Genomic DNA, 17,597 nt, shown 5'->3' on the forward strand with positions numbered 1-17,597 from the left:
GGAGATTAAAATGCAAGAAATACGCTCAAATCAGCAAGAACAGCCGATTTCATCGTTTATGGAGCGCGCTGTCGATATATTCGCCGCACCATCAAAAGTTTTTGAGGAAGTTGCTAGAGTCCCCGTCCAAAAATCATCATGGGTTCTGCCATACTTATTGATGCTCGTACTTGCTTTGCTTACCACGTTTGTCATTCTATCCGACCAAACGCTCAGAGATCAAGCCCTGGAACCGCAAAGACAGGCAATGCAAGAGCGCGTGGATAAAGGTGAGATGACTCAGGAACAAATGGATCAAGCCACAGAGATGATGGAATCTTCAACCATGATTATCATATCCGGTTCGGTGATGTCTGTAATATATGTAACCATCAGTATTTTCGGTGCGCCACTTATTTTTTGGTTAGCTATTAAAATGTTCTTCAAATCGAACGCACCTTATAAAAAATTACTCGAAGCATACGGACTATCAACAATCATTGGTCTTCTGAATGTAATAGTTACATTATTGATGATGCAAGTTTTTGCTTCGATACTCGCGACACCGGGCGCTTCACTTTTAATAATGGGAAATTTCGACAGGAACAGTCTCGCGCACTCTATAATTGCTGCAATCAATTTTATCTCTATATGGCAAATGGTTGTTTTCGGAATCGGTCTTTCCAGATTATCTAATAAATCTACCGGAGCCGGCATTGGAGTTTCTCTTGGTTTCTGGTTTTTGTGGATCATTGTTATTTCTCTCGTCGGATCGATGATGAGATAAAATAATCTCAACACGGTAGCCGCAGTCACGATAAAAGTACACAATTTATTCTTCAGGAAATTTTATGGAAAATATTAACCGCAGAAAATTTATTAAAACCACAGCGCTATCCAGCGTGGCGGTCGCAACATCGTCCATTTTAAATCTTGAATCGTTGGCATCTGCGAAAGGTGGGACTGCGGCTAAACCAATAGCCATATCAAGCGGCAACGGAACGAAGGCTCTGGAAAAAGCGATGGAGATGATTAAAGAAGGAAAAGACGCGCTGGATGCCGTAATTGCCGGCGTAAATATCGTCGAAGACGATCCGAACGATATGAGCGTTGGATACGGAGGATTGCCGAACGAGGAAGGTGTTGTGGAACTCGATGCGGCTGTAATGCACGGACCAAGTTACAGAGCCGGTTCCGTGGCGGGTATCAGAAATATAAAAAACCCTTCGAAGGTTGCACGAATAGTAATGGAACGTACCGATCATGTCCTTTTGGTCGGAGAAGGAGCGTTGAAGTTCGCACGCGCGCACGGCTTCACCGAAGAAAACTTACTCACCGATCAAGCGCGGGAAGCGTGGTTAAAATGGAAAGAAAATTTAAGCAAAGAAGACGATTGGCTTCCTCCGCACAAGATTGAAGATAAAGATATCGGACAGATTTTTGAAAAATATCTCCGGAATTACGGAACAATCCACATGAGCGCGCTCGACATGAACGGAGATCTATCGTGCGTTACCACAACAAGTGGACTTTCATTTAAAATTCCGGGACGCATCGGAGATTCACCGATAATAGGCGCCGGCTTGTATTGCGATAACGAAGTCGGCTCTGCCGGTTCAACCGGACGGGGCGAAGCGAATCTTTTAAACTGCAGTTCGGTCATGATTGTAGAATGGATGCGTCAGGGAAAATCGCCCGAGGAAGCATGTTTGCTTGCCTGCAAACGCGTGAACGAACGATGCCGCGAAAAACGTTTGCAGGATGATCAGGGAAAATTCAAATATGGCGTATCATTTTACGCGATCAATAAGAAGGGCGAGCACGGCGGCGCTAATATGCGCAGTGGCGGCTCATATCTTATTCACGACGGCACCGCGGTTAAGCGTATCGAATCTGCTTATCTCTTTAAATAATAAAAAAATATTTTATGGTAAAGGTAGGGTCTTCTCGAAGTGAGGCATTCGGCACAGGTTGCAGCCACCAACCTAGACCTACTTTCTAATCAACCCCAATCGAAAACCAGCTACAGAGGAAGGTTCTCGAGTTAATAGTTTTATCATAGAGTATCGTGAGCCGAAGGCTCATCAGCCTCTGGCTGAAGAGAACCTTAAATACAACCCTGCCTGTAACTTCACACATCTTTCTTTCATCTTGCTACTCATCCCATATTTTTGTATTTTTTTGATGATCGTTATTATTAATATCCACCGTATTCGATTTTATTGAAGAAAATCACCTTTTGAGTTCTGTCTTGAGGGGGGATTTCAACATATTTTCATGAGCAAACCATATCCAAACAAAACATATCGCGAGTTTGAAACAGAAGCCGTTCCGCATATGGACATTCTTTTCAACTATGCTCTCAGGTTGACGGGTAATCCTGATGATGCCAACGATCTTGTTCAGGAAACATTCATGAAGGCTTTCAGGTTCTGGGATAAGTACGAGAAGGGAACAAACATTCGCGCGTGGTTGTTTAGGATAATGAAAAATTCATACATCAACCGTTACCGCAAAGAAACAAAAGAACCGAACACTGTTGATTATGAGGAGATAGCCAACTTTTATAATACGATCAGGCATCAATATACCGACCAGAACGATTTGCAGGAAAAAATATTCGGCGGACTGCTCGAAGATAATGTCGCACGCGCCATGGAATCGTTGCCCGAAGATTTTCGCACTGTCGTTATTCTATCGGATATAGAGGGATTAAGTTACGAGGAAATAGCCGAGTTTGTAGATTGTCCCATAGGTACGGTCAGATCGCGTTTGCACCGGGGAAGAAAAATGCTGCAAGTAACTCTCTTCGATTACGCGAAAAAACATGGTTATATAACATCAAAAACAGCCTGAATCGTGAATCCAAATACAGCATCCAATCGTACAATAGATATAAAACGGCGGTATGATTTTAAAATTTTATGTTGACGCCCCACAGTCAACCGTTTTGATAATTCAGTATTAATATTATTTGAAAGAATTTTTTATGAAATCGAAATATTTATTTTTTTCATTATTAGTTGCCATCGTTTTGATTACGGGTTGCGCGAAGAAAAAAGAACAATCGGGTGAAGTTGAATCTGCCGGTTCCAAGGCAGCGAATGTCTCAGAAATCTCGAACTTCGAAAAACGCGCAGACCTTGCACCCAATTTTTCATGGAAAGATAAAGATGGCAAAACGATATCGTTCGATACATTCCGCGGAAAAGTCACGCTCGTAAATTTCTGGGCAACATGGTGCGGACCATGCAAGCGCGAGCTTCCCGATCTGATTGCTCTAAGCAAAGAAATGGAGACCAAGGGAGTGAAGGTGATCGGAATTTCAACAGACCGCGGCTCAAACGTTATCGACGATGTAAAATCTTTCGTTTCCCAATCGGGCATAACATACCAGATTGTTATTTCTACCGAAGATCTTGAAGAAGCATACGGCAACATTCGGGTTATACCGACAACATTTTTAATCGATGCCGACGGAAAGATCGCCGAGACAATTGTAGGCGGGAGATCGAAAGAGCAATTCGCCGAAGCGATTAACGCCCTGCTGAAATAATTTTTTTCTTTTGAAGACCTCCGGTTTTTCCTTATTGATCTCAGTGAAAAAACCGGAGGTCTTACAAGTTAATGACCGATTTACGTTTTCGGAGTTTGCTCGGTTGCCTTTTTGGCGTTCTTCTTTCTCACCGCAAGCCCGAGAATGAAGAACACAACTCCTACGCTAAGATACGCAGCTCCTTTTTCGCTAAGCAAGGTTAACATGAGGAACATAAATGCAACTAAAAAGAAAGCATATCCTGATTCGAAGAACTTTTTCATCCGATCCGCGTTTCTATTGTTAATGTAACTTCAAATGGTGCGCCACAAATGATTGCTACTGTTGTTGGGCGTTCGTTGTCAATTATCTGCTTATTTGAATACTTGGAAAAAAATATCAATTGTTCTCTCTAATAGACTTTCGCCAATCCATCATTCCCTTATAGGTTGTTTCATAGGTAACACTATCAGCCATCACTTGCTCAAAATTCAGCCTCTTAACATTAATTAGATATTCCATCATCAGACCCCATACATAGTGAGGGCGATGTACCTCTGCGGTTGGATTCCACCGGGAGTCGTCAAGATATATATCAATTCGTTCGGATATCGAGTAACCACTCTCTTTGGGTGCAACAAACTGGTTAACGCCATACTCACAGTATCCTTCGGTTTTCCATTCCGGCAAAACCTTATCGGCAAAACTTCCGTAGGCGTCGGTTATATATCCATGCATGAGTTCATGGGTTGCCACATGCACAACGCTTCCCTCACGTGTCAAATACTTAGGTTGTCCTCCGGTTTTAATTCTCAGTTCGTCAATGAAATCTTCATTTATATACGCACTGCCCATAAAATGGAAGCCCATTATCCGGTTAGCTCGCACTGTCAGGCTGGAGAAAAAGGTAAACTTTTTCTGGCTTGAGCAAAGACAGAGATTGTATTTTCTAACAGGATCATAGATTGGGACCTCCTGAAGGTGTAGGAATACTTCAGACATAATGGAATCGGTTTTTTGTCCGATACGATTTTCACTGTATACGGTAATGGATCCGTACTGCTTTTCTTCCGAGAATAAAAGTCCGGGTGTCGACAGAATTAGTATGTCCAACAGGATCAATGCGATGATTCCCCCGACTATTGCTCCTGTCCATTTGAATAATTTCTTGATAATCGTAGTCATCTTTTCATTAGGAAGAGAAGTCGATAATTATGATTTAATTATTCTGTCCATAAGATTACTTCTGTCTTCGCTCGCGGTATTCCGCTCGAAGAGTGGGACGAGCGAATGGTTGCGGCTGTTATGTGCCGTGTCGTAAACTGCCCTCAATTTCACACTCGACTTGTTTCTCCAATCGATCTAGAAGCTGCGAACTGACAGTTGAATCCGCAGATAGACTATAGATTAGCCAATCGTTTGTCGCCATCCTGCGCTTTGTGGGAGAGACAGTTTTCGCATCTGTCGGGATGGGGTAACGCCCTGCCCACAACACAAACTGCTCGAGTCTTTCAAGCAGTTCCTTCTCGTCCGAAGACAACGAGAAATTGATTTCCGATATTAGGCCCAGCAAGTCATGCCTCTTGAGCCGTTTCAGCTTACCGTTCTCAGTAACACGTGGATGGTGAATGACTGAAATCGCCTTAGCATAGTTCTCGATTGCATATCCAACCAAGAGCAAATAGATTGGGCCGATCTTTGGTTTCAGACAATCATCCTTTTCTGGGCGACCACTCGGTGGTTCGCCGTCAAAATGAGGTCTGAGAATTGATGCTCCCTGCCTAAGCGATCTTGCATAGCCCAACCAATGCCTTGGATCGGAGGCGGCCGATTCATATATCCGTCGGAAGAGATTTGCGGTGATCTCTTCACCTTCCTTTTCGGTTTCTGCTTGCGTCTTGATCATAAAGTCACACCGGCATGGCACATAACGTGTGCAACAAAAATGCTGTTGCGAAGCGAACTCTTATTGACGAATTTCTTGTGAGTGTAGCAATAGTTCATTTTACATTTTTGTTGCTTTTAGTTGCAGTTGCCCATTTTCAATTTATAACTTGTTAGATATACCGAGGGCGTCTAGTATCTCTTTCGCTTTTTCAATATGTTCTTCGGAAATCGCAGAACCATGATCGAACTCTCTAAAGGTTCGTTGATCAATACCGCGCCTTCTAAGATGGGATTGGATGGCTGATCGGTTGTAGCCGTCTGTTATTGCCCAAACGCCGGCTTGAATTGTCATTGTATCTTCACCTTGAGACTGAATAAGGAACGAAAGCAAAGAGTCTGACACTCGTGAAACACCTCCAAAGCCATCATTTAAATTCGGTATTGGAAGATTTGCATTTATACAAGACGCAGGTATATCAAGTTGTGTATGCGACCGGGCAGAAATTGTGAAGCTGTGATCATAACGGGTGACCATATTCTGATGATTGCCATTTGCGACAAAATATGTACCATGAGGTATGTACACACTTATACTCGAGTTCGTGCGATTCTCAATTTCCACTTTGATATTTGTTATGGTTTGGCCCCACCCTCGAATTCGAATATCCCCACTCCTATGAAGACCAAAAATGTCAACAAATCCTTCTGGAGCGAATAGTGTATCCACCTCAACATAGTAGGAAATATGTTTGCTTTTTATTCCATCTGTTATTGTTTGAAATATTTTTGCGAGACCTGTTGTTGTTCTATTGGCAACCCCCTTAACAACGATTTGCCGAATTCTATCATGGATCGAGTTTTCTCCAACTGCTGCACGTGTACCTTCATCTGTTAACCTTCGGGTCGCGCAATATGCGATGAAGAGATTGGGATCATTAGTGGCAATATCCGCAATCATAGATTGATTTGGGAGTCTCATCGCTAACGTTATTCTCATGTTCTTGTTTTCAAAATTTCTCTTGCGATCATAGGATATGAGTTTACCCATGGCACAAATTCTAGTCTGATAATCTGGTGCTGTATGGGCAATGTCCTCCAATGTCGAATTGTCTGTGACCTTACCCAGAGATAGATATCGAATTTCAGCATCCGAGGCATTTTTCACAATATCTGATAAAATTGATTGGTTTGTAATTCTCTCAAGTGCACTCTTTCTAGATTTTGACTTACGGGCATTTTTAGCAAAGTCTGCCAAGAACGTTTGATCTTTCAGTTTTTCGAAGGCAGCCATTCTAATCTCTTCTGTGGGCTCATTCTTGGCAATATCGAATAGTATTTTTTGGTCATCTATTCTGCCCACGGCAATTTGCATAATTTGCAGACGACGATCACCAGTCATGATAGAGTGCAGCAACGATTGGTTAGTGAGCTTCGCTACAGCAATTCCTTTGACTTCTGAGTCGTAAACATTGGCTGCGATTTCTTCGAGATAAGGCTGATCGGAGATTCGCCCAACAGCGGCTTCTTTAACTTCTTTGCAAGGATCCCTTCGTGCAATCTCTGCCAAAGTGGATTGATCTTGGATATTTGAAATTGCTGCTTTCCTCACGCTTTCAGTGGGATCATTGTATGCAATATGGCTTAGAAGCTTTTGATCAGTAATCATAGTAACAGCAGCCTCCCGTACATCGACTCGAGAATCATTCTTAGCAAATTCTGCCAAGATTGTTTGATCCGTCATTCTGAACACGGCAGACTTACGAACCAAGAGATTTGAATTTTGTTCTACAATAGTCCTTAGGACGGTTTGATCGTTAATTTTAGATGTCGCTATCTGGCTGATTTGAGGGTCCTTACTGTATTCTACCATTTCTGCTAATAGTGTTTGATCGGTGATTAGCTCGGCGGCAATTCTTCGTATAATGGGTTGATAAGCAATATCAGCAACTTCAGCTAGTCGTCGTTGGTCGGTTAGGGATTGCAGGCGATCCGCTATTTCTCTGAGGAGCAGTTTGTCATTAATATGAGCAACGGCTAACTTGAGAATCGTAGATTCATCGTTTGCGGGGTATTGCTCGACTACTTTTTGGAAGGTACCCAAGTCACCAATTCTCTTTAGTGCAGCTTCCTTGATTGAATAGTCTATGTCATCATAGGGAAGGTCATGAACACGCCAAAGTAGATCACGGTCTCGCAGATTGTTGAAAGCTATCTCTCCAAGCCCACGCCCCTTGTGTTCAATGACGACCTCCACAATCAAAGCCGGATCTGTGAGTCGGCGTGCTGCATCTTCCTTGATGTTGTAGGTGCCGCCATTCTTTACTAGATCTCTTAGCAACTTCTGGTCGGTGATTCCGTCAACATGTTCCGTTTTCTCCGGTGAATTTTCCAACGGTTTCATACTATTCCTCTTGTTCTAAGGGCAATTGCAACTAACGTTGCGCGGGAAAAACGAAGTGGGCGGACGAGTCGAAGACTCGGACGAACATTGGAGTTTTTCCCGATGATGGGCGACGTTCGCGGAGCGAACGGCTCTTCGCCCATCGAGGGCGTAGCCCGCGCAACGATGCGCAAACGTTCGCGGAGCGAACGGCTCTTCGCCCATCGAGGGCGTAGCCCGCGCAACGATGCGCAACGCTTTGAGCGAAGCACGAAGTGCGGAGCGAATGTTGCGCATCATCTGTAATTACGCAATATTGCGTTGTTCTCGTTTTTAGTTTTTGCTTGTTTAAGCAGTTTTTGTGTTTCATTTGATATTTTATATTCGTCTTTCATGCAAGCTCATCATCATACTCACGCACTCTAAATATCCCTATATCAACTTCCACTGCGCGCGAGTTCTCTCAATATCTACCCATCTCTTCGTGATGTTTAAATTAGGGAACATTCTTCAAAGAGTCAAGCAAATTATCTTCTCTCAACACTAGACTTTCATCTTTTTTATTACCATATCTGCATAACCGTCTCCCATTAAAAGGTACCGCGTGTACATAAGCGGTGCTTAAGTTTATTTATTGGCAATAATGCTTAAAATGTACATTTTAAGGGGAAATACGGTTTACATATTCAATCGGAGAGTTCTAACTTCCAACCGGTGCTCTTTCAGAAGCTGTGCGGGACTCCCCATTTTGAATATGTAAGTTAGCACTTACTGTCTGCAACTTCCCAGATTCAATTCGGGACTTTCCACTTTCAATATGCACGGGTTATCGCGCCGCCGTACACTTTCCAGATACAATTTGTAACATCGCACTTTAGATCTGCAACTCCCCAAATTCAATCCGCAACTCCGCACCGAGAATACGGGACTATACGGCGGAATCTGCAGGTTCGCACTTTCAATTCGGGGAGTTGCACTTTCAATCTGCAAACTCGCACCTGGCAAGTGCCCACTTGCACTTTCTGTTCGGGGAGTGTATGGTGACAGCGATAATTACCCCGATACCTTCTGCGTTTACCCGCACGGGAGGTGCGCACTGTATCCTGCTTGATGGGAAACCCACGCCGTTAATTGGAGACACCGCTACTGCGAATACATGCTGGGAGTGGCTGACCAATAAGTAAGATTTAGGTGGTAGTCGCAACCTTTTGGTTGAGTTTCTGCTATGCTTTCGCAGACATTCCGCCAAAGGCGGATGAGCCTATGGCTCAAAAGTCTGCGGCTACCAGAAATATTTTCTTTTTAGCAACATCGTGTAGCCGCAATCTCCTCCCGGCTTTAACCCGAGATGATTGCGTATCATGCCAAACAGCGCGGACATTTACCTTTAGACACCCGATAAATGTCCGCGGCTAAGTCGGGTTTGGCTTCATAAAACAAAAAACGGCTCATTTTTTTGCGCGAGCCGTTTTGTTTAGGGGTTGACCAAAAAGTACTTTACTGTCACTCCCGCATGTTTTAAGCGGGAGTCCAGTCCCCAGATTTATTCAGATTCCTGGATTCCCTGCCTGCCGCAGGCAGGGACTCTACACTATGTTACTTCATCAAAATTAATTTCTTTGTCTCACTGTATTTACCCGCGTGAATTCTATAGTAATAAACTCCGCTTGGTAAATTGCTTGCATCCCATTTCACATTATAAGTGCCCGGATTCAACATCTCGTTCACTAAGGTTTCAACTTCCCTTCCCAATGCATCGTAAATCTTTAGAATTGTCAATTGACAATTGCCGATTGTAAATTGACAATTTGTAACGGGGTTGAACGGGTTCGGGTAATTCTGTTCCAGCGAAAATTGTTTCGGCTGAGATTTATATTCGGTTGCAACATTTGTTACCGCTTGCGCGTCGAGCCATGCGCTGTACCACAAAAATGCAATTGCGACTGTGGCTGTTTGAATCCGTTCACGCGTAAAGCGTTGGGTTTTATCCCAAAGCGCGGCGTAATATTCTGCCGGCGGTGTTCCGCTGCCGCTCCAGCCCGAAATATTTTTCGCGTAAGTGTCGGCTATTAAAACAGAATCTACCAATGCCTGCGATTGCAGTATCAACTCGAATGAATAATCGAGAGGAAAATAAATATACCGCGCGCTGTCCTGAGAAATTGTCAGCAATGACTGATACGCTGTAATCATCCCCGTTTCATATCGGTTGTGGATGCCGTTGTTGCCTGTTAAAAATCCGTCGTAGTTTTCGGTGCAATGCAGCGGTTGTGTTGCATCGGCAATATAATGACCTAAATCGCTCATCGTCGATTCTGCTTTAATGTAATCTTTACGAATGAATTGTGATCTGAGAGAATCGAGAGTAAGAACGATTGCCCACGGCAGCGTTCCTGTTTCACGAACGTATGATCGCCCATAAAGCGCGATCATTGAATCGAGGTTGTGCGGAATTGTTTTAAAATTCGGATAGACATCGATATCTATATAGTGCCGTTTATCTTCGGCAAAGAATGATGTGTCTGTGTAATCTTTTCTGTAGTCGGGCGCGGAAGCATACGAACGGTAAAACAAACTGTCTTTCTTCAGATCAGCCATTGTTTCAGGCAAATGTATCGGCGTTTTCAGGTTTATTAACCTATGTCCGGTTGAACCCCAGCTTAATGCAAAGTTATGAATTAAGAATAAGATCGGGATGCATCGCAGCGCGACGCGGAAAAATTTTAACATGATTTCTTTCGGTTACGCTAAAAGTTCTTTGAAGTGATGCGCATAAGCGATAAGCGTTTGATCGACCATATAATGAACCGTATCCTTTTCGAACGATCCGTCTTTCAAACGTTTACCTGCCCGAGTGCCTGTGAGAAGTTCTATACCTTCATCAATTGTTTTGATAGCGTAGATATGGAACAAATTTTTCTCAACCGCCTCGATAACATCGCGACGAAGCATCAGATCTTTTTTATTCTGATACGGAATCATCACGCCCTGTGTTCCGGTTAAGCCGCGTTTGTGACAGATATCGAAAAATCCTTCTATCTTCTGATTCACACCGCCTATAGGTTGTATCTCGCCGTTCTGATTGACCGAACCTGTAACGCTGATTTCTTGCCTTAACGGAATATTGGCAAGACTTGAGAGTATGGCGTAGATCTCAGTCGATGATGCGCTGTCGCCGTCGATGCCTCCGTAATTTTGTTCGAACGTAATGCTTGCATTCATTGTGAGCGGTTTATTGTGAGCGTACCTGCCGTGCAAATAACCGCTGATGATCAGCACGCCTTTATTATGAATAGGTCCGCTCATCGCAGCTTCGCGTTCGATATTTATAATTCCGCGCCTCCCGATAGAAGTTTTTGCGGTGATCCTGCTCGGCATACCGAACATATACTCGTGCATATCGAGCACCGAAAGGCCGTTGACCTGTCCGACAACAGAGCCGGTTGTATCAATCAAAATTGTTCCTTCATGAATCAATTCTTTTGATTTTTCTTCGATCAGCTTGATCCGTTCTATATGTTCATCTATCGCTTTTTGAACATGAATTGCCGTAACTATGGAGCTTTCAACTTTTCCCGCCCAATAATTTGCTTCTCTAACAACATCCGCGATCACGTTGAAACGCGTTGAAAGTTTATTCTGCCTGCCGGAGAGCCGGACACCATGTTCTATCACCGCGGCAATACCCTTATTATCGAACGGAAGAAGTTTTTCATCTTCACATATCATTGTGATGAAATGAAGATACTTGTTGATCGTGAAATTTACCTTCGGCATCTCTGTATCAAAGTCGGCGCGGACTTTAAATATTTTTTTGAAATCATCATCCTGCTCGTAAAGAAGAAAATAGATATATGCGTCTCCAAGCATCACGACTTTCACATCGATTTCAACCGGTTCGGGTTTGAAGGCGGAGCTCGTACCGAAAATTCCGCTTTCAGCAGGTTGGATATCGAGTAATCCGTTTCGTAAAGTACGCTTCAGAGTTTGCCACACACCCGGTTCAACAAGCGCGTCTAGCGCGTTGATCACCAGAAATCCGCCGTCGGCTTTAAGAAGAGATCCTGCTTTGATTAAAGTAAAATCTGTGCGCCAAATACCGTTGCGATCAACTTCCCGTTCGATTGTTCCGAAAATATTTTTGAATTTAGGATTTGTTTCGATAATGATTGGAACACCTTTGGTGCGCGAGTTATCGACCACGACGTTTACCTGATATTCAACAAATAAATCTTCTTCTTTTTCCTGAGGTTGCATGCCGGGAATTTGAGGAGTCTGCTCGTCGGTAACACGAAATCGGTTGAGGTCTAACATCACGCTTTCCTGAACCTGATCCAGGTACTCATGTAATTTTTTTTCACTGTATTTTCTTCTAAGATCGTCTACGCTCTCTTTGACTAACGGAAGAATAAAACGCTCAGAGAGATTTTCCACAGATTCTTTTGCTTTCTTTTCTATGTTCCGCAGCTCCCGAAGCATTAATTCCATCTGTCCTTCTAATTGAGTGCGGTCTTGCATCATTTGTTCGACCTGTTGTTTAGAAATTTTTCCTTCTTTCACTAATGCATCTAATTGGTCGAATGTAATAGGTTGACTTTCGTGCAGCGGAGCAATATCGGGGCGCATCATAGGACCGACCTGAACCTGAATAACCTCGAATCCACGCTCACGGACTTTCTGTTCAAAATCTTTGAGAACGCTGCGTTGACGTTCCTGGAAAAATTCCATCGATCGTTTTCGTTCTTCTTTAAAACGTTTACTCTCGAACACTGCAGGAATATTTTTTATGAACTCCTGAACAAGGTTTTCCATATCTCCCTGAAGTTTCGATCCCTGGCCCGCAGGTAAAGTAACAAGAATCGGTTGATCGCTGTTCAAAAAGTTGTGCAGGTAACAATGATCGCGTAATGTAGTTTTGCCATGCTGAAATTCGGATAAGAGCCGCTTAATCGTGGTCATACGTCCGGTGCCGGAGAATCCTGTTACGAAAACATTGTATCCGGCATGCTTCATCTCCAAACCCATCCTCAAGGCTCTGAGGGCGCGGTCTTGTCCGATTATCTCTTTCGTTGCCTTAACATCTTTTGTGGTTTTCACTTTGAGTGTCTTCGGATCACAAATCCAGCGTAATTGAGACGGCGGAATTTCTTTTAAAGATATGGTTTTCGGCATAATAATTTTTCAGTTATTCAAAGATTTCTCCTCAAAATAAGAACGTTTTGAGTAAATGGCAAATCTAAGGACCTTACACCGAGAGCTAAAAAAATTCTCTTGACATTTTCGGATATAAAGAGTAATTTGATTTAGACTTTATTTCCACGAATATCTATATTCCATAAACCTACGAGGTACTTTTATGCGCCGCATGTTCACTGCTTTACTGAGTTGCGTGTTTTTTGCGACATCGTTATTAACGATTATACATTTTTCCAAAGATAATAACCCAATATTTAAAGAAGAGAGAAAATCGGAGCGATCCGGAGCAATGGAAGCATTAGACTTCTGGACACAAGCTCGTTCTTATCCGGACACAGATATTCCAACGAGTAAATTTTATACCGCTTTCAAATCTTCTAAAACCAAACTGCGCGAAGTATCGAACGTTCTCAGCGCCGGTAGTATCTGGGACCCGATTGGTCCGCTTAATTTGCAAGGACGCACAAAATGTGTTGCTATCAATCCCAAAAATCCAAGCGTGATTTATGTCGGCACGGCGAGCGGTGGATTGTGGAAATCAAAAACCTCCGGGCTTGGCGCAGATTGGGAACAAGTAAGACTTGGTTATCCCGTGCTTGGTGTAAGTTCTATTGTCATTGATCCTGCGGACACCAATATCATGTACATCGGTACCGGAGAAGTTTATCGCAGGAATAACTCCGTTGGCGGTTTAGTGCAGAGAACAACTCGCGGTAGTTACGGAATCGGTATTTTGAAAACAACTGACGGTGGATTAACTTGGGCAAAAAGTCTCGACTGGTCTTACAACCAACGGCGGGGAGTTCAAATGCTTAAAATGAACCCGATGAATCCGAAAACAATTTGGGCGGCTACAACCGAAGGCGCATTTAAAACTGTAGATGGTGGTGAATCTTGGAGTCTTGTTTTAGGTGCTCAAATGGTAACAGACATTGTGATTCATTATTCCGATAGCAATAAAGTTATGGCAGCGTTCGGAAATTTTACAAACAGCACAGTAGTATTTACAACCAATGGCGGGGACAATTGGTTAAATTCGCCGCTTCAAAGTTATACGGGAAAAACTCTTCTCGCGGTTTATCCGAAAAATTCCGACATAGCGTATGCGAGTGCGGCAGACAGCACAAGCGGAGTTGCCGGATTATATCAATCGACAAATTTCGGACAAAATTGGAATTTAATGAGATCATTTCCAGCAGGATCAATGTATGGTGTTCAGGGGTGGTACTCACATTACGTTGCCGTTCATCCGGAAGATTCAAGCATTATTGTTCTCAACGCCGTTGGAAGAGCTAAGTCTACAAACAGTGGGATCGCTATTACGAGTGTTTCAAGCGGGTATTCAGACAATCATGGATATGCTATCGATCCGACTAACCCGAACATTTTTTACGCGGCGAACGATGACGGTATATATCGTTCAACCAACTTCGGAAGTTCTTACACCAACATCGGTTTTGGGATACAGTCGGGTCAAATCTATAACGGATTTTCATGCTCAACAACCGATTCACTTATCGCCCTCTCGCAATCTCAAGATCATATTCCGGGTTATCGTTATCTCGGCTCTACAACATGGGATCATGCAAGCGCAAGAGATGAATCGGGCTGGACTGCAATTACTCCGGGCAATGATAATATTATGTATGCGGTTACGAGATATGGTGGTTCTATATACAAATCAAACGATCGGGGTGCAACATTTTCATATGCCGGTGGTTTCAGTGCGGGTAGCGAAGGAACCGCGGCTTGGAATTCTCCTGTTGTTGTATGCCCCGCTCAAGCATCTGTTTTATATATGGGAACTAAAAAGATTTTTAAATCAACAACCGCTGCCGGTTCCTGGTCTGCTACGAATGGCGGCAGTAATCTCGATGGCAATCCGGTTTTATCGTTGGCGGTTTCAGCAACAAATCCGGATACGGTGTATGCAGGCACGGCGCCAATTTCTGTCACCGCACATATTTTCAGGACCACTAACGGTGGTTCAACATGGACGAACGTAACCGATATAATTCCCGATAGATACCCGATTGATATTGCTGTTGATCCGCAGAACAGCAGTGTAGCATATGTAACGATGGGTGGTTTCGGATCGGGGCATGTATATAAAACTACAAACACCGGAACAAGTTGGACAGATGTTACGGGAACACTTCCAGATGTACCTACAACAGCAGTTGTTGTTGATCCGTTTCGCTCGAATGTTGTTTATGTTGGAAATGATCTTGGAGTATATGTTTCTACAGATGCCGGAACAACATGGTCAACATTCAACGCCGGTTTGCCCGATGCAGTTATAGTTGCCGATCTGACAATTTCTCCTTCAAATCGTACACTTCGCGTTGCTACTCACGGTAATGGTGTATGGGAACGAAAAATGTTATTCGATATTCCGGTTGATTTTTTCGATTATAAAATAGCATCCATAAATTATCCTTCGGATGGCGGACAATATTTTCTTGGAACTTCGCTTACATCTTTCCGAGTATCGGTGAAAAATTTAAGTACGCTGGCGCAAGTTGATTCGTTCGACGTTAAATACAGAATTCTTTTCGGAGCTACAGAAGTATATTCATCAACAAAACGTATTCCCGGACTGGGTCTCGCAGAACAACGCTCGATTACGTTCGATGGAAGTTATGAACCCGCGGTTCTGGGTACTTATACGAGCGAGGCAATTGTGTTATCAAGCGACAATAATTCGTCTAACGATACTTTACACAGTTCGTTTGAGATCGTTGCTGCCCCAACAATTCCATATTGGACGATCACTAAAGTATACTCACCATATCAGGAAATTATTCCGGACAACACCGGACCAACCGGAGATGATGCGCAGGCAAGTTTTGCACTACCATTCCAATTCAAATTCGATCAATTTCTTTACGATTCGATTCAATTAAGCACAAACGGTTGGGCAGAACTTGGAACAGGCAGTAGTGGAAGCGTGCGTGGACTTTCATCTGTTTCTCAGCTTGGTGGTTATTTTACACCGACACTCGGCACAGCTCAACGACCAACAAAAGCGTTGGGTCCTTGGTGGGCAGATATGATTGTGAACACTCCCGATCAAATCGGTATGAAAACAATCGGTTCAGCCCCTAACAGAACTTTCGTTATTCAATGGAAAAACATTGAAGCGTATTACGCCAACACATCGCTTCTACTTAATTATCAAATTAGGTTACACGAAACAACAAACATAATCGAGTTTTGTTATGGACCCAAAATTGACGGTTCAACTGATCCGGGAATCACCGGCGCCTATATGGGTTTAAAAGATCACATAGGAGGTGATTATAGATATTTTGATTTGGCAAAAATGGGATGGGGGCTTTCCGGTGATATCACGTCATCACTATTGCCAACCACCGATTGGCCCGGCGAAGATAGCAGCTTCCAAATAATCACGGATGTTCTTGAAAAAACAGTATCGTTGCTTGATGGTTGGAATCTTGTTTCTCTGCCGGTTACACGATTAGATCGTTCTGTACAATCAATCTATCCCACAGTCATACACGGAACTTTGTTTTTATATTCATCAACATATCAGCTTGCCGGAGATACTTTACTTCACGGAAAAGGTTATTGGATAAAATCTTCCGCTGCAAAAGATCAGATTGTTAGAGGAGTAGGTTTTCCAACCGTTGAAGTTGAATTGAATTCCGGATGGAATTTGATCGGATCGGTCGATCACGAAACTCCCGCGCCCAGCGGTGGTATTATTACAAGCGGTGTTTTTACATATAATGGAAGCAACTATGATCAGGCAGCAACACTTCTGCCCGGTAAGGGTTATTGGGTAAAGGCGAGTAGTACGGGGACTATTACACTTGGTTCAACAAATATTCCGCGTCGCGCAATTCAATCAATCGATCCTTCGTGTGTAATAACAATTACCAATGGCTTGGGGAAACAACAATCTCTGGAATTAATGGAACAACCGGAAGGAGGCATAGACGTATCGCGTTATGAACTCCCTCCGCTTCCACCGGGTGAAATGTTTGACGTTAGATTTTCAAGTCAGAGATACCGTGAAATTTATCCAAAGAATTTCAAAGAAGAAATTTCATTTCCGGTTCAAATGCAATCCCCCGTTTATCCATTGTCGGTAAGTATTAAGTCAAGTTCTTCAACAAACACCGGATTTGCGATAGAACAAACCGAAAATGGAAAAGTTGTAAAACGTTATCCTTTAACAGGTGGAAGAGTTATTATCCATGATGGCGATGGTAAATCTCTGCGCATCGTTGTAACAACAGCGAGAGAAATTCCAATGATATTCGCACTTCAACAAAATTATCCGAATCCTTTTAACCCCACAACAATTATCAATTATCAATTACCAATTGACAATTGGGTAACAATTAAAGTATACAATATTATTGGCGAAGAGATTGCCACGCTGGTTGATGAGATGCAGGATGCGGGGTATAAGTCGGTAACATTTGATGGATCGAATCTGTCGAGCGGAATTTATTTTGTACGGATGAATTCAAGTCCTTCGTCAAGCTCAGGACAAGCCTTCGCAGATGTGAAGAAGATTGTGCTGACAAAGTAAATTTTCAAGAAACCTTCCGAAGGTTTCGATTTAATTATCAGATCAACCTTCGGAAG

The 17,597-nt window shown here is 43.1% G+C and carries 12 protein-coding genes; 5 read left to right on the forward strand and 7 right to left on the reverse strand.

Annotated features, from left to right (window positions below; all coding sequences use genetic code 11):
- The first annotated feature begins 10 nt into the window (after positions 1-10).
- The 4 genes from HZB59_08260 (at position 11) to HZB59_08275 (ending at position 3,535) form a co-directional block, all read left to right on the forward strand.
- Positions 11-766: a YIP1 family protein gene (locus tag HZB59_08260; protein MBI5021413.1), complete on the forward strand. Its 756-nt coding sequence runs from the start codon at positions 11-13 to the stop codon at positions 764-766.
- A gap of 64 nt (positions 767-830) precedes the next feature.
- Positions 831-1,892, forward strand: a complete 1,062-nt coding sequence (locus HZB59_08265) for a N(4)-(beta-N-acetylglucosaminyl)-L-asparaginase (protein MBI5021414.1) — start codon at positions 831-833, stop codon at positions 1,890-1,892.
- A gap of 364 nt (positions 1,893-2,256) precedes the next feature.
- Positions 2,257-2,835, forward strand: a complete 579-nt coding sequence (locus HZB59_08270) for a sigma-70 family RNA polymerase sigma factor (GenBank protein ID MBI5021415.1) — start codon at positions 2,257-2,259, stop codon at positions 2,833-2,835.
- A 133-nt stretch (positions 2,836-2,968) separates the two neighbouring features.
- A complete protein-coding gene (locus HZB59_08275; protein ID MBI5021416.1) occupies positions 2,969-3,535 on the forward strand; it encodes a TlpA family protein disulfide reductase in 567 nt (188 codons plus the stop codon).
- 80 nt (positions 3,536-3,615) lie between these two features.
- Here the strand turns inward: HZB59_08275 and HZB59_08280 are convergent, their stop codons facing one another.
- The 7 genes from HZB59_08280 to HZB59_08310 form a co-directional block, all read right to left on the reverse strand.
- Positions 3,616-3,798 carry a hypothetical protein gene (locus tag HZB59_08280; protein ID MBI5021417.1) on the reverse strand — a complete coding sequence of 61 codons (183 nt, stop codon included), beginning with the start codon at positions 3,796-3,798 and terminating at the stop codon, positions 3,616-3,618.
- Between the two features lie 115 nt (positions 3,799-3,913).
- Complete coding sequence (locus HZB59_08285; protein MBI5021418.1) at positions 3,914-4,699, reverse strand: hypothetical protein; 786 nt, start codon at positions 4,697-4,699, stop codon at positions 3,914-3,916.
- A gap of 118 nt (positions 4,700-4,817) precedes the next feature.
- On the reverse strand, positions 4,818-5,195 hold the full coding sequence (locus HZB59_08290; protein ID MBI5021419.1) for a hypothetical protein: 378 nt from the start codon (positions 5,193-5,195) through the stop codon (positions 4,818-4,820).
- Between the two features lie 366 nt (positions 5,196-5,561).
- Positions 5,562-7,802 carry a hypothetical protein gene (locus tag HZB59_08295; protein ID MBI5021420.1) on the reverse strand — a complete coding sequence of 747 codons (2,241 nt, stop codon included), beginning with the start codon at positions 7,800-7,802 and terminating at the stop codon, positions 5,562-5,564.
- Positions 7,799-8,053 (reverse strand): hypothetical protein, encoded by a 255-nt coding sequence (locus HZB59_08300; protein MBI5021421.1) that lies wholly within the window; start codon positions 8,051-8,053, stop codon positions 7,799-7,801. Before HZB59_08300 ends, HZB59_08295 begins: the two co-directional genes overlap by 4 nt.
- A gap of 1,324 nt (positions 8,054-9,377) precedes the next feature.
- On the reverse strand, positions 9,378-10,511 hold the full coding sequence (locus HZB59_08305) for a T9SS type A sorting domain-containing protein (protein MBI5021422.1): 1,134 nt from the start codon (positions 10,509-10,511) through the stop codon (positions 9,378-9,380).
- Between the two features lie 12 nt (positions 10,512-10,523).
- Positions 10,524-12,953: an AAA family ATPase gene (locus tag HZB59_08310; protein ID MBI5021423.1), complete on the reverse strand. Its 2,430-nt coding sequence runs from the start codon at positions 12,951-12,953 to the stop codon at positions 10,524-10,526.
- 313 nt (positions 12,954-13,266) lie between these two features.
- Here HZB59_08310 and HZB59_08315 point away from each other — a divergent pair, with 313 nt between their 5' ends.
- Positions 13,267-17,541: a T9SS type A sorting domain-containing protein gene (locus tag HZB59_08315; protein ID MBI5021424.1), complete on the forward strand. Its 4,275-nt coding sequence runs from the start codon at positions 13,267-13,269 to the stop codon at positions 17,539-17,541.
- Positions 17,542-17,597 lie beyond the last annotated feature (56 nt).

Source organism: Ignavibacteriales bacterium (assembly GCA_016214905.1).
GTDB lineage: Bacteria > Bacteroidota > Ignavibacteria > UBA10030 > SZUA-254 > PNNN01.

Bases quoted from the DNA above. Each gene is read 5' to 3' on its own strand.
- HZB59_08260 (MBI5021413.1), top strand. From the start codon at position 11: ATGCAAGAAATACGCTCAAATCAGCAAGAACAGCCGATTTCATCGTTT.
- HZB59_08265 (MBI5021414.1), top strand. From the start codon at position 831: ATGGAAAATATTAACCGCAGAAAATTTATTAAAACCACAGCGCTATCC.
- HZB59_08270 (MBI5021415.1), top strand. From the start codon at position 2,257: ATGAGCAAACCATATCCAAACAAAACATATCGCGAGTTTGAAACAGAA.
- HZB59_08275 (MBI5021416.1), top strand. From the start codon at position 2,969: ATGAAATCGAAATATTTATTTTTTTCATTATTAGTTGCCATCGTTTTG.
- HZB59_08280 (MBI5021417.1), bottom strand. From the start codon at position 3,798: ATGAAAAAGTTCTTCGAATCAGGATATGCTTTCTTTTTAGTTGCATTT.
- HZB59_08285 (MBI5021418.1), bottom strand. From the start codon at position 4,699: ATGACTACGATTATCAAGAAATTATTCAAATGGACAGGAGCAATAGTC.
- HZB59_08295 (MBI5021420.1), bottom strand. From the start codon at position 7,802: ATGAAACCGTTGGAAAATTCACCGGAGAAAACGGAACATGTTGACGGA.
- HZB59_08305 (MBI5021422.1), bottom strand. From the start codon at position 10,511: ATGTTAAAATTTTTCCGCGTCGCGCTGCGATGCATCCCGATCTTATTC.
- HZB59_08310 (MBI5021423.1), bottom strand. From the start codon at position 12,953: ATGCCGAAAACCATATCTTTAAAAGAAATTCCGCCGTCTCAATTACGC.
- HZB59_08315 (MBI5021424.1), top strand. From the start codon at position 13,267: ATGGAAGCATTAGACTTCTGGACACAAGCTCGTTCTTATCCGGACACA.